The sequence below is a fragment of the Mesorhizobium sp. WSM4832 genome (genome assembly GCF_055811115.1).
In genome coordinates this window covers 31,417-53,711 of record NZ_JBVVQH010000010.1, presented here as the reverse complement: position 1 = coordinate 53,711, position 22,295 = coordinate 31,417, and the positions used below count along the sequence as shown (strand labels likewise).

The following is a 22,295-nucleotide window of genomic DNA, read 5'->3' as shown; positions in this document are numbered from 1 at the left end:
AATGCCGCATTACGAACGTATCCTGATCACGGGCGCCGCCGGCAGGCTCGGCTCACAGTTGCGTAAAGGGCTGGTGCCGCTGGCCAAGACAATCCGCCTGGCGGGGCGCGAGCCGTTCGGCGATCTTGCGCCCCACGAGGAAGAAGCGGTCTTCGATCTCGCCGACATGGAGGCGACGATCGCGGCGACCAAGGACTGCGATGCGATCGTGCATTTCGGCGGGGCGCCGCTCGAATGCGAATGGCAGACCATCCTCGATTCCAGCATCCGCGGCTCCTACCATATCTATGAAGGCGCGCGGAAACACGGCGTGAAGCGCGTCATCTACGCCTCCTCGGTGCATGCGATCGGCTACCACGAGATCGAGGCGCATATCGGTGTCGATGCGCCGGCGCGTCCCGACAGCCTTTATGGCGTTTCGAAGAATTTCGTCGAAAGCCTCAGCCGGCTCTATTGGGACAAGTTCGGCATCGAGACCGCGTGCCTGCGCATCTTCTCGTCCTTCCCGGAACCCGCCGACCGCCGCATGCTGTGGTCTTATCTCTCCTTCGACGACTGCGTGCGCCTGGTCGAGGCTTCGCTGACCGCGCCGCGCGTCGGCCACACGATCTCGTTCGGCATTTCCGACAACAAGGTGAAGATGGTCGACAACAGCGGCGCCGACCACCTTGGATTCATCCCGCAGGACAGTGCCGAGCCGTTTCGCGCCGCTATCGAGGCGAAGACTCCTGTTCTCGATCCGAAGAAGCCGTCGGTGAAATATCTCGGCGGCTGGTTCTGCGAGCTTGGCCACCCCGACGACAAGCCGGCAGGATAGCGTGGCAGTCAGCGACCGCCCTCGGTCAGCCACCGGAAGGCAGGCTGGCCTTGATGAAGCGATGCCAGGCGCCGCCGAGCACAAGCGAGGTTTCGGCTTTGCCGAAGCCTGCCGATAGAAGGCCTTCCGAAAGCCTGGGGAAATCGAGGTTCGATCCGAACCATGACGGTTGAAGCGGGAAGCTCGCGGTCGCCTGTACGTCGCGGGTCCAACGACCCTCGCGCATCCAGCGCACCACGCTGTCGGGCTGGTCCTGGCAGAGATCCGAGCCGATACCAAGATGCTCAGCGCCCATGATCCGGGCGGCTTCCGAAGCCATTTCCCCGAATTGCCCTAGCGTTATGTCGGAACCGTTCGGAAGATGCAGCGGATAGAGCGAAAGGCCGAGCAATCCTTCCCTTTCGCGCAGTGCCTGCAGGACGGCTTTGGAGACATTGCGATTGCTGTCGCGCAGCCAGCGAGGATTGGCGTGGCTGACGACCACCGGACGCTGCGAGAGCGAAATCGCTTCCAGCGCGGTCCGTTCGCCGGCATGCGACAGATCGATGATCATGCCGAGCCGATTCATCTCGGCGATCGCCTCTCGCCCCATCCGCGTCACGCCGCTGTCCTCTTTCTCCATCCAGCCGCAACCGAGCAGTGACTGGTTATTGTAGGTGAGCTGCATGAAGCGGATGCCGAGATCGAACAGCATTTCGATCAGCCCGATGTCGTCCTCGATAGGCATCGGGTTTTGCAGACCGAGAAAGATCGCCGTCCGGTTCGAGGCGCGAGCGCGCTCGATGTCGCCGCTGTCGCGCGCCAAAAGGATCAGGTCTTCGTTGCCGCGGAAGCGTGTCCGCCAATCGACGAGGTGCCGGACCGTCTCGCGGAAGCCTTCATGATAGCCGACCGTGGCGTGGACCGCAGTCAAGCCGCCCTGGCGCATCTGCTCAAAAATCTCGCGTGACCAGTTGCAGTATTGCAGCCCGTCGATGAGCACTGGAGGCGTGTCGGTAGCGACGGTCATTCGGGTACGCCCGCGTAGATGTAGGAGGTCTTCACCTGGGTGTAGAATTCGGCCGCCGAGCGCCCTTGCTCGCGCGGACCGTAGCTCGATGCGCGGACGCCGCCGAACGGCACGTGATAGTCGGTGCCGGCGGTCGCAAGGTTGACCATGACGCAGCCCGAACGCGACGCGTGGCGGAACATCGTGGCGCGTGCGAGCGAACGCGTGGCGATCCCCGCCGTCAGCCCATACGGCGTGTCGTTGGCAAGGAAGATCGCCTCGTCGAGATCGTCTGCGGGAATGACGCAGCTTATCGGCGCGAACATCTCCTCCTGGTTGATGCGCATGCGCGAACGGCCGCTCAGAAACACGGCAGGCGCCATATAGTGGCCACGATGCGCCAGATCGAGCGCTTCGCCTCCCGTGGCAAGCTCGGCGCCTTCGCTTTTACCGAGCGTCACATAGTCGAGGTTGGCGGAGAGTTGCCCGGCGCTGACGACCGGCCCCATCTGGACGCCGGCTTCCAGGGCATGGCCGACCTTCAGCGCCTTGGTTTTCACCAGCAGCTTCTCGACGAAGGCGTCATGGACGGGCCTATGGACGATCAGGCGTGAGGCCGCCGTGCATTTCTGGCCCGAACCGCCGAAGGCGCCGTTCACGGCGAGGTCGACGGCGCGGTCGAGGTCGGCGTCGTCCATGATCACGAACGGATTCTTCGATCCCATTTCGAGCTGAAGCTTTACAAACCGCGCTGCCGCCAGTGCCGCGATGCCGGAACCGACGGCGCCGGAGCCGGTGAAGCTCAGCCCTTGTATATCGGCGTTTGCGGCGAGCTCGCGGCCGATCGTCGATCCCGACCCCGTCACCAGGTTGAACAAGCCTTTCGGGATCGCCTGCCGGCTGATGATCTCGGTCAACGCCCAGGCGCTGGCCGGCGTGGCGCTGGCCGGTTTCCAGACCACCGCATTGCCGAAAGCCAGTGCCGGCGCGATCTTCCAGGACGCGGTGGCGATGGGGAAATTCCAGGGCGATATGATCGCGACGACGCCGAGCGGTTCGCGCTCGATCAGCACATCGACGCCGGCCCGGACGGACTCGGCCGAAGAGCCGAGATTGCGTAGCGCCTCCGCAGCGAAATAGGTGAAGAACTGCCCGGCCCGATAGACCTCGCCGACGCCCTCGGCCAGGATCTTGCCCTCCTCGCGGGACAGCAGCTCGCCAAGCTCTTTCGAGCGCGCCATCAGCTCGCGTCCGATGGCGTCGAGAACGGCAACTCTGGCTTCGAGCCCGGCCGCCGCCCACGCCCGCTGCGCGTTGTGGGCCGCCGCCACTGCGTCATGGATGTCGGACGGCTGCGCCTGGGCGAACCGCCCGACAACATCCGTCACGTCGGATGGATTGATATCCTCGGCCCAGTCGGCGCCGTCGCGCCATTCGCCTGCAACGAAGTTCTGACCGTTCAGCATTCTCTTCGACCTGCATCAATTCGGTTGACAACGACCTAACCAATGCTGTGAACTTCAATCAAGCTCAATTTTTGGCACAAATGTTCAGGCAAGCTTAACAGTGGGCAGAACCATCAGCCTGACCGGCATGCGAAGCTTCGTCGCGGTCTGCGAGACCGGCGGCGTGCGCGCCGCCGCCGACCAGGTCGGCCGCACCCCGTCCGCCGTCTCGATGACCTTGAAACAGCTCGAGGACGATATCGGCGCGCCATTGTTCGAGAGCGAACGCAAGGGCGCGCTTTCGCCGGTCGGCCGCATCGTGCTCGACGAGGCGCGCGCCGTGATCGCCCATTACGACCGCGCCTGCCTGGCGATGACGAGCTACGCCGCGGACCGGCAGGGACGCTGCGACGTGGCAAGCGTGCCTTCGGTCGCCGTGACCTTGCTGCCGCGCGCGATCGCCCAGCTTCGCGCCGAGGGCAGCAGGTTCGACATCCATGTCCGCGACAGCGATTCCAACGCCATCGTCGATGCGGTCGAGAACGGCATGGTGGAAGTCGGCCTGTGCGTGCTGGCAACGAAGCGGCCGCAGCTCAGCTTCGAGCCGCTGTTCCACGAGCCGCTGGACTTCGTCTGCCCGGTCGATCACCCCCTGGCAAAGTCGAAGCGTCCGTTGAAATGGGCGCAACTCGATGGCGACAGCTTCATCCGCAACGGCGCCGCCGCGGCACTGGGCATTGCCGAGACCGAGGCGCTTGCCGCCGGCTCGAAACTCACCGCGACCAATGTGAGCTCCAACCTGGCGATGGTGGAGGCCGGGCTCGGCGTCACCATCCTGCCCCGGCTTTGCCGCTGGAAATGCAGCCACGCCGTGCGCTTCGTTCCGCTCGCCGATCCGCGCTCGAGCCGCACCGTGGGCTGGATCGCCAAGGAAGGCAGGAACCTGCAGCCGGCGTCGCTGCGGTTCATCGAATGCATTCGCCAGCAGACGCAGGCGGGTGAAGGAGAGTTCGGCTATGCGGCGGCATGATTGGCGGGTGACGGGATGACACGCCTGACGCAAGCCCGGATCGAGACGCTCACCCACAACGCGCTGATGCGCCATGGCGCCAGCGAGGCGCAGGCACAGGCGTTGGCTGCCGGCATCGCGGCGGCTGAACGCGACGGCCTGAAGTCGCACGGCCTGATGTACCTGCCGACCTATTGCGAACATCTCACCTGCGGCAAGGTCCAGGGGCTGGCTGAGCCTCACCTGACGCGGCCGGCGCCGGCGGCTGTCGCGGTCGATGCCGGCAACGGCTTTGCGCATGCCGCCATTGCCATCGGCATGCCGCTGCTGATCGAAGCGGCGCGTTCGCAAGGTGTCGCGGCGCTTGCCATCCGCAACTCCTACAATTGCGGCGCGCTGGGCTATCACACGGAACGCATCGCCCGGGAAGGCCTGGTCGGGTTGGGATTCACCAACGCGCCGGCCTCGATCGCGCCCTGGGGTGGCCGCAAGGCGGCGGTCGGCACAAATCCGTGGTCGCTTGCGGTCCCGGACGGACAGGGCGGCGCGCGGTTCGTCATCGATCAGAGCGCGAGCGTCGTCGCCAAGAGCGAAATCATCAAGCGGGCCCGCGCCGGCGAGACGATCCCTCCCGGCTGGGCCTTCGATGCAAGCGGCGAAACGACCACCGACCCCAACGAAGCAATGAAAGGCACGATGGCGCCGGCCGGCGGCTACAAGGGCGTCGGCTCTGCCCTTTTGGTAGAGATCTTTGCCGCTTGCCTGACGGGGGCGAACCCCGGGCTTGTCGCGAGCCCCTTCTCCGGCACCGCCGGAGGTCCGCCTGGAACTGGCCAGTTCTTCCTGGCGATCTCGCCCGATGCAACCTCGGCCGGCGCGTTCGCCGGGAATCTAGAGACCGTCGCGGGCGCCTTCGTCGGCGAGGCGAGGCTTCCCGGGACAAAGCGCTTCGGCGCGCGCGAGCGCAATTCAAGCGAAGGCATCGAAGTGGCGGCGGAAACGCTTGCCACTCTCGAAAAGCTCGCCGGGATTGCCGCATGACGGCTATCGCGCTGCGCCCGCCCCAGCTTGTCATGCGCCTGCAGCGGCTTGGCGCGGCGCATCCGACGCGCCTCAGCTTCCTGCGCCAATTGATCCGCCGCGCAACCAGGGAACGCTGGCGCTTACGCAAGGATCGGTTCGACCTGGACGACCATGGATTTGGGCGCGCGGTCTATGCGGTCGAGACCCCGGCAAGGACCTACAGCCTGGTCACGTTCTCGACGCCACTCGACGACGAGAAGCGTTCCGACCGGGTGATCGCTCAGGCCTGGGACACAAGCTACGTCCTTTATGACGGCTTGCCGGACGCTGCCGAGGTCGCGCGGCTGGAGGCAAATGCGCCCTTGCAGGAGGCGGGCCGTTTCACAAGCCGCGAACTCGTGCTGGCGCGCGCAAACAAAAGCGTGAGGCTGTTCGAAGAGGTAGCCGCGGCCCTGGCGCAAGGACAACAGCCGGACGAGGAGCAATTGCTCGGCGTCGGCTATCTGCTGCGCACGACAGCGGTCTACGGCAACGGCAAGTTCGGCATCGCCGACCGCGACGAGATCGCCTCGCGGCCGGAGCTTTCGGGATCCTTCCAGGCGGAGATGCTTACCGTCTGGCTGATCCGTTCCTTCACGCTCGACCTCGTCGATCACATCGCCCATCGCCGCAATCCCGCCGGCGCGGCGAGGCTGGCGCCGGATCTGCGCCGGGCGCTGGGAGTTGGCAATGCGACGGGGCTGGGCATGGCTCCCTTCCTCGTTCGCCATCCGCTGCTGACGCATAGCTGGTTCCTGGCTCGCGAAACCGCGCTGGCGCGGGTTCGCGCCGAACCGCGCGCCGGCGAGATGGAACGAAGTGCGTTTTTGCAGGCTCTCACCGATCTGCGCCGACGCGTTGCCAGGTGGCACAGCGACGACAGCCGCCAGGCCGCCGCAACACGGTTTCTGGCCGACAATCTCGACTCGCTGGCGGAAAACCTGGATCAGCTTCTGGCGAAGCCCCATCCTTGGGATGCGCTCTACCGCTTCGCGGAAGACCACTTCTCGCTCGAGGGGCAGGAAGCCTGTGTTTCGCTGATCCTCGAGCCGAACGGCGCCTTGGTCGATGATCTCGGCGACACGATGAAGGCCGATGAGACGCCCGGCCACGGCATCGATGGCAGCATGACTTGCGGTTCGCTTCGCCAGGCGCTTGTCGGCTGCTATTCCTGGGCGGCGAGCGTCGACTTCACCGAGCCGGCCGCCAATGCGCGTTTCTGGTATGTCTCGGCGGAGAAGCTCGAGCCCCGGCTTGGCGAACGCTTCGAGGAGGACGGCGCCGAGCTTGAACAGCCTTTGGCCACCGCGCGCGATGCGCTCGGCCTGGCCGCGGCGCTTGCGCAGGAGCCGGCCTCGAGCCGCGTGGCGGAATTCCTGCTTCGCCGGCCGGAATGGCGCCATGCGGCGCGGCGCGCCCAGATCGTCGCCCGGTTCCCCTATTCCGAGATCCACGACAATCTGATCGGCGCCGAGCTGCGGCCCGTCGACATATTGCGCGCCAAGCTGGCGTTCTTCGGCGCGCGCAGTTTCGATCCGCGCTCCGACCGTTGGCTTCGGATCGCGCTCTTCAGCGGCGAACCCCTCATCGAGGATGTCGCCATGGCGGCGCCGTCAGGAGCGGCCGCGTGATCGACCTGTCGCTCAACGAGGTGGAAACGCTGAGCGCCAAGGCGGCGCGGGGCGCGGGATTTTCATGGGGACTGGCCGAGGATATCGGGCGGGCGGCGCGCAGGATCGCGGTCGACGACGAAAACTGGGGTCTGGCCATGCTGAGCCTTGCCGAAAACGCGCAATCCTTCGAAGCGCCGGCTCCTGCCCGCGCCACGCGCTGGAGGAACGGCGAGGCTGACGCCGCGGCTGCAAGGCCGCTTTGTCCCATCCGAACGGCGGCCCTGCTGCTCGACGATCCGCCTCCGCCGAGCGCGCTGCCGCTCGCCATCCTGGATGTCGGCCTGCCGGTCTGGCTCGACGCCATGTTGCGCCACTCGAATATGCGCATGGCGCGGCCGGTCGGGCTGCTGACGCCTCGGGCCGATGTCGTCATCGAAGGCCGTGCCGGGACCATGCAGCCATTCATGGGCCGCCGCGGAGCGATCGACGAGCGGACGCTCGCGGCGCTGAATTCTTTCGCGGCCAAAACCTATGTGCCGGAAAGCGAAAGGTCGCGCGTCCGCGGAGCCGGTGGAGGCCGCGTGGACGATGAATAAGGGGAAAAGGAAATGAGCGCAGCCGACGGCCAGAAGATCGCCATGCGGGGGGCGGGCTATTACTCGGCCAACACCGTCGGCGCCAAATACGTCATCGACAAGGTCGGCGACCTCGTCGTCGAGGCTGTCGCCAGGATGCCCCGGCTGGCCGACGGCCAGCCTTTCGCGATCGCCGATTTCGGCGCGGCGGATGGCGGCACCTCGATGGACATGATGCGGCGACTGGTCGGCGCCGTTCGGGAAACGGAACCGCACCGGGATATCTCGATTACTTACACCGACCTGCCTCATAACGATTTCTCGACCCTGTTCCGGCTGAGCCAGGGCCTTCTTGGAACGTACACGGAAGTTCCACTGGCCGAGACTCCCGCGCTCTACATCTTTGGCAGCGGAACCAGCTTCTATCGCCAGATCCTGCCGGACAATTCGCTGTCGTTCGGCTTCTCCGCCACGGCGATGCATTGGATCAGCAAGAGGCCCTGCATGATCGCCGATCACGTCCAGGCGGTCGGCGCGACCGATAGGGAACGCGAGCAATTTCGCGCCCAGGCTCTTCGCGACTGGGAGACGATCCTGCTTGCCAGGGCGCGCGAGTTGCGATCCGGCGGCAGGCTCGCCCTTGCCAATTTCTGCGTCGACGAAGAAGGGCGCTATCTCGGACATACGACAGGCGCCGATATGTTCGATTGCTTCGCTCGCCATTGGCGCGATCTGCTTCGAGCCGGGCGGATCAACGAGACCGAATACGTCAACGCGACGTTCCAGCAATTCTACAAGACGCCGGACGAGTTCGCAGCACCCTTCCGCGACCCCGCTTCGCAGGTGTCGCAAGCGGGACTAGGGCTGGAGACGATGTTCACGATGGTGACGCCCTGCCCCTATGCCGAGGCGTTCCGCGTTCATGGCAATGCGCAGGATTTCGCCAAAGCCTATGTGCCGACGCTGCGCTCCTGGTCCGAGACTGTTTTTGCCAACGCGCTGGATTCCTCGCGTCCCGCAAGCGACCGCTCCGCGATCGTCGACGATTTCTACGGCGCTTACGAAGCCGACGTGGCTCGAGCGCCGGCAGAGCACCGCATGGACTACGTCCACTGCGTGACGGAAATCGTCAAGTCACAACGGATATCGAGACCAAACTTGCGCTAAGCTTCGTCATTGCCCAGCAACGATGGTTGAACGACACAACGTCTAGTCGAGCGCCAGCGCAGTAACTTCCCGCCGGAAAGGCAACGCATCGCCGATATCGGCCTCGTCCAGCTCGCGGGCGAAGCGGTGACCGGCATAGGTTGCCCAGGCAATAGGCCCGGGCGCTTCGGCGTCGCCGATGACCTTGACCGAACAGATGCCATTGTCGGCCCACTCGTTCTCCCGGGCCTTGAGCTCGCGCCACACGGCGTCGTCCTGATTGCGCGACGTGACCAGGACGACGGCATCGGCCGCCAGTTCCTGTTTCGCGCCGGTATAGACACAGGCCGTCACGACGCCGCCTGAAGCGATGCTTGTGACTGTGCGGTTAAGGACGATATCGACACCCAGCTCCGCCAGGCGGCGGTGGATGGCGCCCTGCTCCAGCGTATTGCGGGTCCAGTCCGAGACATAGGCCGACGGCGTGACCAAGGTCACCTTGGCCCCCCGGTGCGCCATCAGCTCGGCGAGAACGCCGCCCATGTAGTAATGATCGTCGTCGAACAGCACGACGTTGCCGGACGGCACCTTGCCGTCCATCAGATCGTCGGGCGTGTAGACCGGCATCGCGGCATCGATCGGCATCGGCACGACATGGGCGCGCGCGACGCCGTCGCGCCGCCACGTCGATCCGGTCGCTATGGCGACGTTCTGGAAGCCGAAGGACAGGATGTCGTCCGCCGACAGCCGGCTTTCGAAATAGATGTCGACATTCGGCATCTGGCTAAGCTGGTACTGGCGATAGTCGCGCACCCTGCCCCAGGCCGACAGACCCGGAAGCAGGCACTCGCGCGCCACGCGTCCGCCGAGCTCGGTGCTCGCTTCCGCTAGCGCCACCTGATAGCCGCGCAGCCCGAGCGCGCGGGCGGCCTCCAGTCCGGCGGGCCCGGCGCCGACGATCAGCACGCTGTCGCTGTCCCCCTTGGCCTGCATGCGTTCGGGATGCCAACCCTTGCGCCACTCTTCCATGAATGTCGGGTTCTGCGTGCAGCGCGAGATCGACATGGTCATGTCGCCGGTGATGCAGATGTTGCAGCCGATGCATTCGCGTATGTCCTCGATTCGCCCCTCTTCCACCTTCTTCGGCAGGAAAGGATCGGCGATCGACGGGCGCGCGCAACCGATGAAGTCGAGCGTCCCGGACTTGATCATCTTGACCATTACATCCGGCGAGGTGAAACGACCGACGCCGACGACCGGCTTCGAGGTCAGCTTCTTGATGCCGGACACGAGGCTCTCCTGCGCGGCCTCCTCCTTGAAGCGCGACGGTCCGGAGCAATCCTCCCAGGCGCCGTGAGCGAGGTCCCACAGATCGGGCAGGTCAGAATGCATCTCGATCATGTCGCGGACTTCCGAGTTGGCGAAGCCGAGCTCGCCGATCATCTCGTCCAGCGACAGCCTGAGCGTCAGGCCGCACGTATCGCCGATCGCGTCGCGCCCTTCCTCGATCAGCTCGCGCATCAGCCGCGAGCGGTTTTCCAGCGAGCCGCCATATTCGTCGCTGCGCTGGTTGGTGGCGGTCGACAGGAAATGCTGGATGATGCCGAAGCCGTGCGCGCCGTAGAGGCACACCAGGTCGAAACCCGCCTGCTTCGCGCGCTTGAAGGCATTGCGATGCCAGCGGCGCAGGTCGCGAATATCCTGCTTGTCCATGGCGCGCGCCTGCACCGGATCGTTGGTGAAGGTGCGGATCGGCAGGGCCGACGGCCCGCGCGGGACCTCCTTGGTGTAGAGGTTGGGGCCGTTTATGCCGGAATAGGCGAGTTGGATGCCGGCGAGCGCCCCATATTCGTGCATCGCCTTGGCCATCTTGGCCAAAGCTGGAATGTCGGCATCGTCCCATAGCCTGAGCTCGATGAAGGGCGTGATCTCGGAGGTGTGATGCATCTCCGTCTGCTCGGTGAAGATGACGCCCCATCCGCCTTCGGACTTGATGCGGCGCATCTCGGCCGCGGCCGAAGGGTCGCGATAGCCGCCCCCATTGCAGTGGGGAACCTGATAGAAGCGGTTCTTGGCGGTTACCGGACCGATCTTCATCGGCTCGAACAGAATGTCGTAGCGTGGGTCGCGCATCTGGCTTCCTTCCAACCGGCTTGGCGTCGCCGGTGCTCTGGAGGTTACTCATAAGTTGGCGCCGGCGCGGGAAAACTACGGATTTCTTCTGTGCGGATTAGGACATGCCTAATCGCGCGCGTGGATTAGCCTGCGATAAACCGGGGCTGAGCCAAATGCGACTTCAGCGCCGGCGCGGCACGATGCTACACAGCCGGTAGCGGCAACAAGGCAAGAGACATGGATAGCATCAGGATCCTCGAAAAGCTGATCGCCTTCCCGACCGTGAGCCGCGACTCGAACCTCGACCTCATCGGCTACGCGGCGGACCTGCTCGGCGCGAACGGCATCGCCTGCCGGATCATCCACAGCGCCGACGGCCACAAGGCCAACCTCTTTGCCACCATCGGACCGGCCGGCAAGCCAGGCATCATGCTGTCCGGCCATACCGACGTCGTGCCCTTCGACGGCCAGAACTGGACGCTGCCGCCATTCGCGATGACCGAGCGCGACGGCAAGCTTTTTGGGCGTGGCGCCGCGGATATGAAGGGGTTCGTCGCCTGCGCGCTCGCGGCATGCCTCAAGGCCTCGAAGACGGCGCTTCGCACGCCCTTGCATCTGGCGCTCTCCTACGACGAGGAGGTCGGATGTCTCGGCGTGCGCGACCTGATCGAAATGCTGGGCGCAACACCGCAACGCCCGCTGCTGTGCATCGTCGGCGAGCCGACCAATATGCAAGTGGCGACCGGACACAAGGGCAAGCTTGCGGCGCGCGCCGTCTGCAAGGGGCGGGAGGGCCATTCGGCGCTCGCCCCGCTGGCGCTCAACGCCATCCATCTCGGCTGCGACTTCGTGCGCGCCTTGCGCGACGAGCAGGACCGGCTGGCCCGCGAAGGCGCTCGCGACGGCGACTACGACATTCCCTACACGACGGTGCATGTGGGCAAGATCAACGCCGGCGTGGCGCTCAACATCGTGCCCAACCTCTGCGAGGTCGATTTCGAGATCCGCAACGTTGCCGCAGACGATGCCGCCGTCATTCTCGACAGGCTGCGCGACGCCGCTGCGCGCATTGTCGCCGACGCCGCTTCGATCGCGACTGAGGCCGCGATCGACATCGAGATCACCAACACCTATCCGGGCCTCGACACGCCGCCGGCTTCCGAAGCGGTCGCCTTCGTCAAATCGCTGATCGGCGCCAACGACACCATGAAGGTCGCTTTCGGCACGGAAGGCGGGCTGTTCAGCCGCGATCTCGGCACGCCGGCCGTCGTCTGCGGTCCGGGCTCGATGGCGCAAGGGCACAAGCCGGACGAATATGTCAGCGTCGAACAGTTGCGGCGTTGCGACGAGATGCTGGAGAGGCTGCTGTCGCGGCTCGCCGACGGCTGGCCGTAACCTTCCTCATTTGACGATGCGTTCGGTGCCGAAGACGCCTTGCTCGACCACGAAGCGGCGGCAGTGGTCGATGAAGGCCTGCACCGTCAGCGTGCGGTGCTCGGCGTTCGGCAGCGCAATTCCCATGGTCAGCGGCCTGAGGTCGCCCAGCAGCGGCACGAAGACCAGCAACTTGCCGTCCGGCGACATCGTGTTGAGCGGCCGCATATTGGCGATCCCGTAGCCGAAGCCATTGGCGACCATCGAGCGCATCACGGCGATGTCACCGGTGCGCTCGACGATTTTAGGGCGCAAGCCCTTGGGCTGGAAAGCCGAGAGGAAATACTCGCGGCTATAGGGTAGGTCGAGCAGCACCATCGGCTCATCGACCAGTTCCTCGGGCGTGATGCCCGCCCTTCCCGCCAGGCGATGCGCAGCCGGCAGCATCACATAGGCCGGCAACTGCATCAGAGGCTCGAAGGTCATGTCCTGCGACAATTCGAGATCGTAGGTCAGCGCGGCATCGATTTCGCCACGCTGCAGCATCTCGAACAATTGCCCCTGGTTGCGCTCGAACTGCCGGACGCGCACGTCCGGATAGGCATCCTCGAATTTCCGGCGCAACGCCGGCAGCACGATCTGCGCGAAGGTGAGCAGGCAGCCGATCGCCAGCGGTCCGCGCACTTTTTCCGCGATATCGCCTGCAATGTCGTGCAGCGCGTCCGCGTCATTGAGCAGGCGCGCGGCTTCCTTGAGGAACAGGCGCCCACCCGCTGTCAGCGCAAGGGCGTGCGAGTGCTTGCGCACGAAGAGCTGGACACCGAACTCCGCTTCGAGCTGGGCGATCGACGCCGAGATCGACGGTGGCGAGACGTTCACCTGCTCCGCCGCCTTGGCGATCGAGCCCGCTTCGCCGACCGCGACGAAATATTCGAGTTGTCTGAGCGTGAAGCGGAGCGGCATGTGGCTATGTTGCCGGTTTGCAGCCGGTGATCAAGTCGCGGTCCTCAATACTTGATCCAGGTGGTCTTCAGCGCCGTGTATTTGTCGAGCGCGTGCAGCGACAGGTCGCGTCCGAAGCCGGATTGCTTGAAGCCGCCGAAAGGCGTCATCGGGCTCAGCGCATCGACGGTGTTCACGGAGACGGTGCCGACCCGAAGCCGCTCCGCGATGCGGTGCGCCCGCGACAGGCTGTCGGTCCAAAGCGATGCCGCCAGGCCGTAGACGCTGTCATTGGCGATCCGGAGCGCTTCATCCTCGGTGTCGAAGGCGATGACCGACAGCACCGGGCCAAAAATCTCGTCGCGCGCAAGCGGGTCGTCCGGCGAAACATCGTCGAAGATCGTCGGCTGCACGAAGCTGCCTCGCCCGTCGACGGCGACCCGGCCGCCGCCGGTCACCAGCCGGGCCGACTTCTTGCCGCTATCGATGAAGCGCATGACGGTCGCGGCGTGCCGCGCGTCCACCATCGCGCCCATCCTCGATGCCGGGTCGAGGGGGTCGCCGGGTTGCGTCGCCGCCGCGCGCTCCGCCAGTTTCTCGACCAGCGCATCCTTGACGCCGCGCTCGACCAGAAGCCGTGAATTGGCCGAGCACACCTGTCCCTGGTTAAAGAAGATGCCGAAGGCCGCCATGTCGGCGGCCGCATCCAGGTCGGCGCAATCGGCGAACACCAGATTGGGGCTCTTGCCGCCGGTCTCCAGCCAGACCTGCTTCATGTTCGACTGGCCGGAATATTGCAGGAACATCTTGCCGACGGCGGTCGAGCCGGTGAAGGCGAGGCAATCGACGTCCATGTGGCGGCCGAGCGCCTGGCCGGCGGTCTCGCCGAGGCCCGGCACCACATTGAGCACGCCGGCGGGCAAGCCCGCTTCCATGGCGAGTTCCGCCAGCCTGAGCGCCGAGAAAGGCGATTGCTCGGCCGGCTTCAGTACCACCGAATTGCCCGCCGCAAGCGCGGGCGCGCATTTCCAGGTCGCCATGTCGAGTGGGAAATTCCACGGCACCACGGCGCCCACGACCCCGAGCGGCTCGCGCCGCACCAGCGCGAGGTCGCCCTGACCCGTCGGCGCCACTTCGTCATAGAGCTTGTCGATCGCCTCGGCATACCACTGGAAGATCGCAGCCGAGCCCGGCACGTCGATACTGGCGGCGTCCTTGACCAGCTTGCCCATATCGAGCGATTCAAGCAGCGCCAACTCCTGCAGGTTCGCCCGCAGCAGCTCTGCCAGCCGCAGCAGCACCTCCTTGCGGTGCTGAGGGCTCGTTCGCGACCAGACGCCGGCTTCGAAGCTGCGTCGCGCCGCGGCGACGGCAAGGTCGATATCCTCTTCCCCGCATGACGCGACCTCGGCGAGCGTCGCTCCCGTGGCCGGATTGATGCTGGCGAAAGTCCGGCCGAAGCGCGCGGGCACCGCCTTGCCGTCGATGAACGCCTTGTCGCGAAAGCAGATCGCGGACGCCTTGCCGACCCATTCCTTATGGCTGAGTTCGCTCATGCTGGCTCCGGATTGTCGGGGCTACTCGTCACCGGGAACGCCATAGCTCGGCGCATCGGACGGGTTGAGGGCGCGGGTGACGTAGACATCGAGCTGGGGCTTGTAGATCTCCCACAACGTTGCCAGTTGCTCGATGGGACACGCCTCGGTCCAGTCGCAGCGCAGGTCGGCGACGGGCCACGAGACGTCGCGCACCAGCTTCATGCCGGCCGAGCGGACAGGCCCGGCTTCGCCGCCGGCATGAAGCGCGGCGCGCATGGTGGCGATCAGCCGGTCACCGAGGTCGCCCTGGGAGCCAAGAAAGGCGTCGACCATGGCCTGCGGAACCTTGTCATTGGCAAGCAGGTTGCCACCGCAGGCGACGTCCTCGCCGCGCGCCTCGGCCCAGATGCCGAGCGCTTTCGGCCCGGAATGGATTGCGCTGCCGCCGGCCGCGTCGACCGCCAGGACCTGCCGGTATTCGCTGAAGGCCGTGCGCTTCAGGATCGCGGCGGTTTCAGCAGCGGAGGCGCCGCGCGCCATCAGCTCCAATGCCCGCGGCCCGAGCGTTGGGTCGGTGACGTTCTGGCTGGCGACCGCGCCGACACCTGCCAGCGCATAGGCGCAGCGGGCCGCGACCGCGGGCGACGATGACGACACCGCCACCCCGAACATGCCTGTGCGCCTGCACCGCGCGACGATGGAGAAGGTCATGGCGCTTAATCCGGAATCACGGCGGTGCCGTCGATCTCGACCAGCCATTCCGGCCGCGCCAGGGCGGACACGACCACGCCGGTCGAAACCGGATGGACGCCCTTGATGTATTCGCCCATCGTCCGGTAGACGGCTTCGCGATGGCGGACATCGGTCAGGTAGACCACCACCTTCACCAGATGCTCCATCGTGCCGCCGCATTCCTCGATAAGCTGCCTGATGTTCTGCATGACCTTGTGGGTCTGCTCGACCGGATCGTGGCTGTCGATGGTCTTGGCGGTGTCGAGATCCTGCGGGCACTGGCCGCGCAGATAGACGGTCCGGCCGCCGCGCGTGACCACCGCCTGGCAGAGATCGTTGTCGAGCTTCTGTTCAGGATAGGTATCCTTGGTGTTGAAGGTGCGAATTCGCGTATGCGCCATCTTGGTCTCCATCAGGTCAGGCTCGTAGCTGTGGTCAGCTCTGGTCAGGCGTCCACTGGCTCGCGCTTCGCGGCTGCGTGATAGGCGAGATATTTTCGCTGCGTCGAAATGCGGTCGGCAACGTGCTTGGCATCATGCCAGACGCCCCAGATGAAACTCGACCCCCTGCGCGACTGCCAGGGCAGCCCCAGGAAATAGATCCCGGGCTCGGTCGAGACGCCGCGCTGGTGCCTTGGCCGGCCCTTCTCGTCGAAGGCGTCGACCTTCAGCCAGCTATAATCGACGGCAAAGCCGGTCGCCCATACGATCGCCGCTACTCCGGCCTCGGCCAGATTGAGCTTGGCGATCGGATTGGTCACGCATTCCGGATCCGGATCGATCCGACGGGCCGCGGGCTCTTCCGGGAGGTCGAGACCATTGCGCGCGACATAGGCGTCGGCTTCGTCAAGCAGCGACATCAGGTTGCCGTCACCACGGGCAATGTTCTTCGCAAGGTCCGACGCGAAGGTCATCACGCCGTCCTGAAAGGTCCTGGTCATGCCGACGAGCGTAAGCCCCTGCGCGGCCAGCCGGCGGAAATCGATCGTTTCGCCCCCGCGCGCGCCGCTCACCGCAATCGTGACGTGTTCCGTGCCCGGTCCCGGGGTTTCGAGGTCCCATTTGCCGAGAACGCCCAGCCACCAGCAGAAGTCGCGGCCGCGATAGGCACGCGGCGGGCGATCGTGCGGGCCGACCGAGAGGTAGACGCGCTTGCCGGCGCGCTGCAGCTCATCGGCGATCTGCACGCCTGACGATCCCGCGCCGACCACCAGCACCGCGCCTTTCGGCAACTGATCGGGATTGCGATACGCGCTGGAATGGATTTGCAGGATGCCTGCGTCGTTGGGGACAAGCGGCGGAATGACGGGGACCTGGAAAGGTCCGGTCGCGGCGACGATGCTGTTGGCTTCGATCACGCCTTCCGACGTCTCGACGCGAAACCCGGGCCGGCCGGCATTTCTCTGCGCAAGCTTGACCTCGACGCCGCAGCGGATCGGCGCATTGATCTGCTTTGCGTAGGCGACGAAATAGTCGGCGACCTCCTCCTTTGAGGGAAAGCCGTCGGGACCCGTGACGGGAAACTCCATGCCCGGGAACCGGTCATGCCAGGCCGGGCCGTTGGCGACCAAGGAGTCCCAGCGCTGCGAGCGCCAGCGCTCGGCAATCCGGCCGCGTTCGAGGACAAGATGGGGCACCCCGCATTTGCTCAGGTGCTCGCTCATAGCCACTCCCGCCTGGCCGCCGCCAACGACAAGCGTGTCTATCTTCTCAACCGACATGCTCAGTCCTTCTCTGACCATCCGACAGCTTCCGCTGCGCGGGATGAAAACGATCTCGGGCAGTTGATGGATGGGAGCCAGGCTGCGCCATCCGATCGCTTCTCTACTGGCGCCCACAAGTAGCAGCACGTGCCTGCGTGCGCCCATAACGAATCTCCGAAGTCACGCGTAACCATTTCCGAATTTCTCGCACCGACAGACGCACCTAGAGTCCCGGCGGTCGGATCGACAGCGCATGAGGTGGTGGCGAAGCTGGACATGTGTCGGCACGGGACGGTTCCGGAACAGGGATGCGCCTTCGCGGCGATCCGTTCCGCCATGCTTCCGACGCCGGCATTTTCGAGGGGCTGGGCATGAAGACTGAAAGCTTTGACTACATCGTCGTGGGCGCTGGCTCAGCCGGTTGCGTGGTGGCCAATCGGCTGAGCGCCGATCCGTCGGTCAGGGTATGCCTGATAGAGGCCGGTGGCAGCGACAACAGCCTGCGGGTCAAGGTGCCGGCGGGCATCCTGTCGCTCTATGGCAACCCGAATTACGACTATTGTTTCGTCGGCGTGCCGCAGCCCCAGCTCAACAATCGAAGGATTCCGGTCAACCGCGGCAAGGCGCTGGGCGGATCGAGTTCGATCAACTCGATGGTCTATATTCGCGGCGCCGCCGAGGACTATGACGAGTGGGCCGGGCTCGGCTGCGCCGGCTGGGCTTATCGCGACGTGCTGCCCGTGTTCAAGAAACTGGAGCGGAATCTGATCGCCCAGGACCCGCGCTATCACGGCATCAGCGGCGAGCTGCTGGTCGACAATCCGCGCGATCCGAACGTGCTTTCCGGCATGTTCGTCAAGGCCGGAAAAAATGCCGGCCTGCCCGCCAACACGGACTTCAATGCCGAGAGCCAGTTCGGCCTCGGGATCTACAACGTCACACAAGACCGAGGACAGCGCTTCAGCAGCTTCAGCGCCTTCATGCGTCCGGTGCTCGACCGCAAGAACCTGACGCTGCTCAGCGAATGCGAGGTGATCGACCTTGTCATTGCCGAGGGGCGCGCCACAGGAATGCGCGTGCGGCATGAGGGCCAGCAGAAGATACTCTCGGCCAGCCGCGAGATCGTTCTTTCGGCCGGCGCCATCAATTCTCCCAAGATCCTGATGGCCTCCGGCATCGGGCCCGCAGGCGAGCTCCAGCAGATCGGCATCACGCCGGTCCTCGACCTGCCGGGCGTCGGCAAGAACCTGCAGGACCATGTCGACGGCATGATCACCGTGCGCTCCAGGAGCACCAGGACGCTCGGCCTGTCGATCGCCAACCTGCCTCGTATCACGGCGGCGCCCTTCCAGTATTTCGCGCGCCGCAAGGGCATGCTCACCACCAACTATGTCGAGGCCGGCGGCTTCGCGAAGACCAGGCACGCGAACGGCCTTCCCGACATCCAGTTCCACTTCGTGCCGGGCTATCGCAGCCATCGCGGCAGGCTGATCGAATATGGCCACGGCTACGCCATCCACACCTGCGTGCTCCGGCCGAAAAGCGTCGGCGAGATCAGGCTATCGCGCGACAGCACTCGCCGGGACGTCCTGATCGACCACCGCTTCTTCACGCATGAAGACGACGCGATGGTGCTGGTCGAAGGCATCAAGATCGCACGCCAGATTTTTGCCTCGCCCGAGTTCGACGAGGTGCGCGGCAAGGAGATGCTTCCGGGCAAGGATGTCCGCAGCGACGACGAAATCCTCGCCTATCTGCGCGCCGAGGCGCTGACCGTCTATCACCCGGTGGGAACCTGCAAGATGGGAACGGACGCGATGGCGGTCGTCGATCCGGCGACGCTCAAGGTGCGCGGCGTGGATGGGCTTCGGGTCGCGGACGCCTCGGTCATGCCGAAGCTGATCGGCGGCAACACCAACGCGCCAAGCATGATGATCGGGCAGAAGGCTTCGGAGATGATTCTTAGCTCGGCGCGCCACGGCGAAAGATAAAAATCGCCCAGCCTTTTTTTGGCGCAGTTCAGCGTTCTCAGTGATCCTCGTCGATCTCGTCGTGCAGCAGGCCGAGGATGCGGCGCTTGAGCGCGATGAAGTCGGGTTCGAGGATCACGTCCATCGAACGCGGCCGCGGGATGTCGACCTTGATCTCGGCCTTGATCTTGCCGGGCCGGGCCGTCATCACCAGAACGCGATCGCCGAGCACCAGCGCCTCGTCGATATCGTGGGTGACGAAGAGCACCGTCTTCTGCTGCCGCTCCCAGACGCGCAAGAGAAGCTTCTGCATGGTGCCGCGCGTCTGGCTGTCGAGCGCGCCGAAAGGCTCGTCCATCAGGAGAACGGCCGGGTCGTTGGCAAGGGCGCGCGCGATAGCGACGCGCTGCTTCATGCCGCCGGAGAGCTGCGCCGGGTAGTGGTCGGCGAAGGGCGCGAGGCCGACCTCGTTGAGATACTGGTCGACGATCTGCTTGCGCTGTTGTGCGGGCAAGCCCTTGCGCTTGGGTCCGTACTCGATGTTGGCGCGCACCGTGAGCCACGGAAACAAGGTGTAGCTCTGGAACACCATGCCCCTGTCGGGACCAGGCTCGATCACTTCCCTGCCGTCGACCTTGATGCTGCCCGAGGTCGCATCATTGAGGCCGGCGGCGAGATAGAGCAGGCTCGATTTGCCGCATCCCGAAGGACCGACGATGACGCAGAATTCGTTCTTCGCCACTTTCAGCGACACATCGTCCAGGGCCAGCACGCCATTGGCGTCGCCGTAGCGCAGCGTCACGTCTTCGACGGCCATCGTGGTGCCGGCCGAGCGCGGATCGCCGGCCGCCGCGGCCGTGCCGGCCGGATTGTTCGCCTTGATGGTTTCGGTCATTGCTACCTTTGATCCGGCTGCGGTTTGCGAGGATGCGTTCAAGATCAAGGTGCCCATGGCGCGACCCTTGCCCGGATGATGCGGAATGCCGTGTCGGTGATGAGGCCGAGAAGCCCGATCGCGGCGATCGCCATGAAGATCACATCGACCTGGAAGCCGCGCATCGCCTTCAGGCTGATATAGCCCAGGCCGCTCGACGCCGCGACGAGTTCCGCCACCACCAGATATGTCCAGGCCCAGCCCATGGTGACGCGAAGCGTGTCGAGGATCGCGGGAAGCGCGGCGGGAAAAATGACATGCCACACGGCTTCGCTGCGCTTGGTGCCCAACGTGTAGGAGGCGTTGACAAGGTCCCTGGATACGCCGCGCGCGCAATCGGAGATCATCACGAGCTGCTGGAAGAAGGTGCCGAAGAAGATGACCGCGATGCGCTGCTCGATGCCGATGCCGATCCAAAGGATGAACAGGGGCACGAAGGAGGTCACGGGCAGATAGCGGATAAAGTTGACCAGCGGCTCCAGCGGCGCTTGCACCACCCGGTAGGTGCCCATCCACAATCCCAGCGGCACCGCGATCAGCGAGGATACGATGAAGCCTAGAAGCACCACCTTGGCGCTGGTCAGCGTGTGGTAGAAAAGGCTGCCGTCCAGGGACATGCGATAGGTCGTCTGCAGCACCGTTCCGGGCGTCGGCAGGAACATGTTCGGCACGACACGGCCATAGGACAGGAGGGCCCAGCCACCGATCACGACTACCCACATCGCCAGTGCGAGCGTCGTTGCCGTGCTGGCGGGGATGTTGGCGAATGGGGTCGTCAGGCGTGTCCATGCCGTCCGCCTCTGTGCCATAAGATGGCCTCCGTTGATTAAGCGCGAAACGCTGGCTTTCGGGAAAACCGGGCGGCCCCGAAAGGCCGACCAACTCTGGTTTTCGGGAAACGGGGCCGGCTCGTACGCGCCGGCCAATTCTTGCTTTCGGGAAAATGGGGCCGGCCCGTACCGGCCGGCACCGACGATCTCGAAGGTCTCACTGTTCCTTGATGAAATCGGTGTCGAGGATGGTTTTCGCGTCGATCGTCATCTTGAGCTTGCCTGCCTTGCCCCAGACGTCCTGCGCGAAGTTCACCAGGTCGGAGGCTTCGCTCTTCTGCGGCGCCCCGAAGAATTCTAGGTTGCGGGCACGGTCGTAATAACGCACGCCCTTGGCGCCGGCGGCGAAATCCTCGGGCTTCTCGAGATAACCGCCGATGCCCTTGGCCATGATCTCGTAGGCCTTGTCCGGATTGGTCTTGATGTATTCGACCGCCTTGTAATAGCCTTTGACGAGGGCCTTCACGTCTTCGGGATGCTTCTCGATCAGATCGCATTTAAGCGCGATCACATCGACGATCAGGCCGGGCGTAGTGGTGGAATCGATCAGCACCTTGCCCTTTCCACCCTTGCGGACTTCGGTGAGGTGCGGCTCCCAGGTCACGGCAGCCGGAACCTGGCCGGCGATGAAGGCGGTCGCGGCGTCATCGGCGGTCATGTTGGTGATGGTGACGTCGTCCTCGGTCATGCCTTCCTTTTTCAGGAGCACGTTGAACCAGAACTCGGAAACGGAGCCCTCGTTCAGGGCCACCTGCTGGCCCTTCAAATCCTTGAGCGACGCGACGTCGGCCTTCGTGACGACGCCGTCGCCGCCGTGGCTGTCGTCGAGCGCCAGCACGTATTTGAAGCAGAGCTCGTCCGAGCGGTACTTCATCAGTTCATCGACGGTGGAGGCGGCGCCGTCGAGGTCGCCACCTGCCACCGCCGCCATGTAAAGCGCTGATTCTTCGATGACCTTCAGGTCGACATCGACGCCCGCCTCCTTGAAGTAACCGAGGTCGCGGGCAAGAAACAGCGGCCCATAACCCACCCAGGTGGTCATGCCGAGGCGAATGGCGCCGGCATTCGCCGGAGCGGCAAGTCCCAGGCTCAGCAGGCCTGCGCTGACCGCGGTCATCAGGCAATTTCGGAATGTCTTCATTGTCGTGGTTCCCCATGGCTGTTGCTGGCATCGGCCCATTCAACTGGCCCATGCCAAGCGGTGTTTCGGCAGCCGCTCTCTTGTTATGCGTCGCCTCCCAGGCGAGCCTTGCGTGTTCTAGGCCCGCAAGAGAGCATCCGGGCCGGATCGCCAAAAGAAGTCTTTTTCTGTCTTTTGCTTCGCCGAAACCGAAGCGGCGGCCCGGCGCCATCAGCGTCATCGACTTTGCGGCGATGCCTTTGGTGAGGATGGCCAAAATCGTCGAATAGGTGCGCCGCGCCAAGTGCCGGGTGCTGAACCTTTCAGTCATCGTTTCGATCCGCCCGTCACATTTGCGGGCGGGCAGCGGAAACTCCGCCTAG

19 protein-coding genes are annotated in these 22,295 nt (G+C 64.8%); 8 read left to right on the top strand and 11 right to left on the bottom strand.

Annotated features, from left to right (window positions below):
* The first annotated feature begins 1 nt into the window (after window position 1).
* Window positions 2-817, top strand: a complete 816-nt coding sequence (locus tag AC0L2L_RS15925) for an NAD-dependent epimerase/dehydratase family protein (RefSeq protein ID WP_473579529.1) — start codon at window positions 2-4, stop codon at window positions 815-817.
* A 25-nt stretch (window positions 818-842) separates the two neighbouring features.
* Here the strand turns inward: AC0L2L_RS15925 and AC0L2L_RS15920 are convergent, their stop codons facing one another.
* Window positions 843-1,826, bottom strand: coding sequence for a membrane dipeptidase (locus AC0L2L_RS15920; RefSeq protein WP_473579528.1), 984 nt, complete (start codon window positions 1,824-1,826; stop codon window positions 843-845).
* The gene (locus AC0L2L_RS15915) at window positions 1,823-3,271 is read right to left on the bottom strand and encodes an aldehyde dehydrogenase family protein (RefSeq protein WP_473579527.1); all 1,449 of its coding nucleotides are present in this window, start codon (window positions 3,269-3,271) and stop codon (window positions 1,823-1,825) included. The genes AC0L2L_RS15920 and AC0L2L_RS15915 overlap by 4 nt, the downstream gene beginning before the upstream one ends.
* Before the next feature lie 100 nt (window positions 3,272-3,371).
* On the opposite strand from AC0L2L_RS15915, the gene AC0L2L_RS15910 reads away from it, so the two are divergent.
* The 5 genes from AC0L2L_RS15910 to AC0L2L_RS15890 are packed head-to-tail and all read left to right on the top strand — an operon-like array spanning window position 3,372 to window position 8,676.
* On the top strand, window positions 3,372-4,280 hold the full coding sequence (locus AC0L2L_RS15910; RefSeq protein ID WP_473579526.1) for a LysR family transcriptional regulator: 909 nt from the start codon (window positions 3,372-3,374) through the stop codon (window positions 4,278-4,280).
* A 15-nt stretch (window positions 4,281-4,295) separates the two neighbouring features.
* Complete coding sequence (locus tag AC0L2L_RS15905) at window positions 4,296-5,300, top strand: Ldh family oxidoreductase (RefSeq protein WP_473579525.1); 1,005 nt, start codon at window positions 4,296-4,298, stop codon at window positions 5,298-5,300.
* Window positions 5,297-6,952 carry a hypothetical protein gene (locus AC0L2L_RS15900; RefSeq protein WP_473579524.1) on the top strand — a complete coding sequence of 552 codons (1,656 nt, stop codon included), beginning with the start codon at window positions 5,297-5,299 and terminating at the stop codon, window positions 6,950-6,952. The genes AC0L2L_RS15905 and AC0L2L_RS15900 overlap by 4 nt, the downstream gene beginning before the upstream one ends.
* Window positions 6,949-7,530 (top strand): DUF3726 domain-containing protein, encoded by a 582-nt coding sequence (locus AC0L2L_RS15895; RefSeq protein ID WP_473579523.1) that lies wholly within the window; start codon window positions 6,949-6,951, stop codon window positions 7,528-7,530. The genes AC0L2L_RS15900 and AC0L2L_RS15895 overlap by 4 nt, the downstream gene beginning before the upstream one ends.
* 12 nt (window positions 7,531-7,542) lie before the next feature.
* Window positions 7,543-8,676 (top strand): class I SAM-dependent methyltransferase, encoded by a 1,134-nt coding sequence (locus AC0L2L_RS15890; protein WP_473579522.1) that lies wholly within the window; start codon window positions 7,543-7,545, stop codon window positions 8,674-8,676.
* Window positions 8,677-8,718: 42 nt separating this feature from the next.
* Here the strand turns inward: AC0L2L_RS15890 and AC0L2L_RS15885 are convergent, their stop codons facing one another.
* On the bottom strand, window positions 8,719-10,788 hold the full coding sequence (locus AC0L2L_RS15885) for an oxidoreductase (RefSeq protein WP_473579521.1): 2,070 nt from the start codon (window positions 10,786-10,788) through the stop codon (window positions 8,719-8,721).
* 219 nt (window positions 10,789-11,007) lie between these two features.
* Between AC0L2L_RS15885 and argE the strand changes: the two genes are divergently transcribed.
* Entirely contained in the window at window positions 11,008-12,165 is a 1,158-nt protein-coding gene (argE, locus tag AC0L2L_RS15880) for an acetylornithine deacetylase (RefSeq protein ID WP_473579519.1), read from the top strand.
* 6 nt (window positions 12,166-12,171) lie between these two features.
* Here the strand turns inward: argE and AC0L2L_RS15875 are convergent, their stop codons facing one another.
* From AC0L2L_RS15875 to AC0L2L_RS15855, 5 genes are read right to left on the bottom strand one after another with little or no spacing between them, the layout of a single operon-like run.
* On the bottom strand, window positions 12,172-13,107 hold the full coding sequence (locus AC0L2L_RS15875) for a LysR family transcriptional regulator (protein ID WP_473579518.1): 936 nt from the start codon (window positions 13,105-13,107) through the stop codon (window positions 12,172-12,174).
* A 44-nt stretch (window positions 13,108-13,151) separates the two neighbouring features.
* Window positions 13,152-14,642, bottom strand: a complete 1,491-nt coding sequence (locus AC0L2L_RS15870) for an aldehyde dehydrogenase (protein ID WP_473579517.1) — start codon at window positions 14,640-14,642, stop codon at window positions 13,152-13,154.
* A 21-nt stretch (window positions 14,643-14,663) separates the two neighbouring features.
* Window positions 14,664-15,335: a DUF1028 domain-containing protein gene (locus AC0L2L_RS15865; RefSeq protein ID WP_473579516.1), complete on the bottom strand. Its 672-nt coding sequence runs from the start codon at window positions 15,333-15,335 to the stop codon at window positions 14,664-14,666.
* Between the two features lie 5 nt (window positions 15,336-15,340).
* Complete coding sequence (locus AC0L2L_RS15860; RefSeq protein WP_473579515.1) at window positions 15,341-15,757, bottom strand: RidA family protein; 417 nt, start codon at window positions 15,755-15,757, stop codon at window positions 15,341-15,343.
* A gap of 44 nt (window positions 15,758-15,801) precedes the next feature.
* Window positions 15,802-17,076, bottom strand: coding sequence for a flavin-containing monooxygenase (locus tag AC0L2L_RS15855; RefSeq protein ID WP_473579514.1), 1,275 nt, complete (start codon window positions 17,074-17,076; stop codon window positions 15,802-15,804).
* Between the two features lie 353 nt (window positions 17,077-17,429).
* Between AC0L2L_RS15855 and AC0L2L_RS15850 the strand changes: the two genes are divergently transcribed.
* Complete coding sequence (locus AC0L2L_RS15850; protein ID WP_473579668.1) at window positions 17,430-19,049, top strand: GMC family oxidoreductase; 1,620 nt, start codon at window positions 17,430-17,432, stop codon at window positions 19,047-19,049.
* 37 nt (window positions 19,050-19,086) lie between these two features.
* Here AC0L2L_RS15850 and AC0L2L_RS15845 read toward each other — a convergent pair whose 3' ends face one another.
* The 3 genes from AC0L2L_RS15845 to AC0L2L_RS15835 form a co-directional block, all read right to left on the bottom strand.
* A complete protein-coding gene (locus AC0L2L_RS15845) occupies window positions 19,087-19,845 on the bottom strand; it encodes an ABC transporter ATP-binding protein (protein ID WP_473579667.1) in 759 nt (252 codons plus the stop codon).
* A gap of 122 nt (window positions 19,846-19,967) precedes the next feature.
* Window positions 19,968-20,771: an ABC transporter permease gene (locus tag AC0L2L_RS15840; RefSeq protein WP_473579513.1), complete on the bottom strand. Its 804-nt coding sequence runs from the start codon at window positions 20,769-20,771 to the stop codon at window positions 19,968-19,970.
* Window positions 20,772-20,949: 178 nt separating this feature from the next.
* Window positions 20,950-21,933 carry an ABC transporter substrate-binding protein gene (locus tag AC0L2L_RS15835; protein ID WP_473579511.1) on the bottom strand — a complete coding sequence of 328 codons (984 nt, stop codon included), beginning with the start codon at window positions 21,931-21,933 and terminating at the stop codon, window positions 20,950-20,952.
* Window positions 21,934-22,295: the final 362 nt, after the last annotated feature.

Bases quoted from the DNA above. Each gene is read 5' to 3' on its own strand.
- AC0L2L_RS15925 (WP_473579529.1), top strand. From the start codon at position 2: ATGCCGCATTACGAACGTATCCTGATCACGGGCGCCGCCGGCAGGCTC.
- AC0L2L_RS15920 (WP_473579528.1), bottom strand. From the start codon at position 1,826: ATGACCGTCGCTACCGACACGCCTCCAGTGCTCATCGACGGGCTGCAA.
- AC0L2L_RS15915 (WP_473579527.1), bottom strand. From the start codon at position 3,271: ATGCTGAACGGTCAGAACTTCGTTGCAGGCGAATGGCGCGACGGCGCC.
- AC0L2L_RS15905 (WP_473579525.1), top strand. From the start codon at position 4,296: ATGACACGCCTGACGCAAGCCCGGATCGAGACGCTCACCCACAACGCG.
- AC0L2L_RS15900 (WP_473579524.1), top strand. From the start codon at position 5,297: ATGACGGCTATCGCGCTGCGCCCGCCCCAGCTTGTCATGCGCCTGCAG.
- AC0L2L_RS15890 (WP_473579522.1), top strand. From the start codon at position 7,543: ATGAGCGCAGCCGACGGCCAGAAGATCGCCATGCGGGGGGCGGGCTAT.
- AC0L2L_RS15885 (WP_473579521.1), bottom strand. From the start codon at position 10,788: ATGCGCGACCCACGCTACGACATTCTGTTCGAGCCGATGAAGATCGGT.
- argE (WP_473579519.1), top strand. From the start codon at position 11,008: ATGGATAGCATCAGGATCCTCGAAAAGCTGATCGCCTTCCCGACCGTG.
- AC0L2L_RS15875 (WP_473579518.1), bottom strand. From the start codon at position 13,107: ATGCCGCTCCGCTTCACGCTCAGACAACTCGAATATTTCGTCGCGGTC.
- AC0L2L_RS15870 (WP_473579517.1), bottom strand. From the start codon at position 14,642: ATGAGCGAACTCAGCCATAAGGAATGGGTCGGCAAGGCGTCCGCGATC.
- AC0L2L_RS15865 (WP_473579516.1), bottom strand. From the start codon at position 15,335: ATGACCTTCTCCATCGTCGCGCGGTGCAGGCGCACAGGCATGTTCGGG.
- AC0L2L_RS15860 (WP_473579515.1), bottom strand. From the start codon at position 15,757: ATGGCGCATACGCGAATTCGCACCTTCAACACCAAGGATACCTATCCT.
- AC0L2L_RS15855 (WP_473579514.1), bottom strand. From the start codon at position 17,076: ATGTCGGTTGAGAAGATAGACACGCTTGTCGTTGGCGGCGGCCAGGCG.
- AC0L2L_RS15850 (WP_473579668.1), top strand. From the start codon at position 17,430: ATGAAGACTGAAAGCTTTGACTACATCGTCGTGGGCGCTGGCTCAGCC.
- AC0L2L_RS15845 (WP_473579667.1), bottom strand. From the start codon at position 19,845: ATGGCCGTCGAAGACGTGACGCTGCGCTACGGCGACGCCAATGGCGTG.
- AC0L2L_RS15840 (WP_473579513.1), bottom strand. From the start codon at position 20,771: ATGGCACAGAGGCGGACGGCATGGACACGCCTGACGACCCCATTCGCC.
- AC0L2L_RS15835 (WP_473579511.1), bottom strand. From the start codon at position 21,933: ATGAAGACATTCCGAAATTGCCTGATGACCGCGGTCAGCGCAGGCCTG.